The sequence below is a fragment of the Vibrio sp. Vb0937 genome (assembly GCF_033338855.1).
The window spans coordinates 1-1,003 of sequence record NZ_JAWOTK010000495.1; the positions used below are offsets into that span (position 1 = coordinate 1).

A 1,003-nucleotide genomic window follows, 5' to 3' on the forward strand; every position below is an offset into this window, starting at 1 on the left:
ATTACCAAGATGGACAGCGTCATAACTCAGAGCGAGAGGAAGGGTTTGGCTTGGGTCATACCGAGCTTAGTTTGTCTGCAAACATTGACGACAAATTCCATGGCGCTTTGACGACAGTGCTGGAAAGCCATGCTGACGACACCGAACTGATGTTGGAAGAAGCGTTTATCGAAACCTTGGCTTTGCCTTACGGCTTTAATGTCCGAGCGGGGCGTTTTCTTTCCGATTTTGGTTACTTGAACAACCAACACATGCATACCGATAGTTTTGTTGAGCGTCCATTAGCGTACCGAACGTTTCTTGGTTCGCATTACTATGATGATGGCGTGAGAGCGAGCCTTGTTCTTCCGACAGATCTGTTTGTGAAATTTGGTGTTGAGGCGCTAAGTGGCAGCAAGATGTCGGCAGTGGATGAGGGTTCTGACGTTGGTGTATTTACCTCAACATTAAAACTAGGTAGCGACATTTCAGATTCTTCTAGTTGGCAATTTGGCTTGAGTTACCTGCGAAATAAGAACGGCAAGGTGGAAGAATTTGCTGACCACGATCATCATGCTGATACCGGTCATGACCATGAACATAGCCACGCTGCTGCGATTACTGGTGCGAATCTTTATGGTGCTGATTTTGTTTGGAAATGGGCCCCGGATGGTAACTACAAGTACCGCAACTTTACGTTTTCTGCCGAGTACATGTTGTTGGATGGTGTGGTCGACAGCAAATTTAAAGATGAAGCTGAATCCCCTGATAACTTAACAGCATATTACGTTTCGGGTGTATACCGATTTAGCCCTAGCTGGTCTGCTGGCGTTCGTTACGGCGAAGCGGAAAGCTACGATGGTCATGCTCATGGTGACCACATGCATTTCACTGCGCTAAATGATAAAGAAGTCGATGCGATGATTGCGTGGGATTCTTCGCACTTTGGTACTGTTCGTGCGCAGTACACGCGTGCAGAAAACCAAGACAAAGAAAAAGAGAACGTCTTTACATTGCAATACGT

The 1,003-nt window shown here is 46.4% G+C and carries 1 protein-coding gene; it reads left to right on the forward strand.

Going from position 1 to position 1,003, the window contains the following annotated elements; genetic code table 11:
* A partial coding sequence (locus R7P67_RS26760) for a hypothetical protein (RefSeq protein WP_318086577.1) occupies window positions 1-1,003 on the forward strand: 1,003 nt, incomplete at both ends.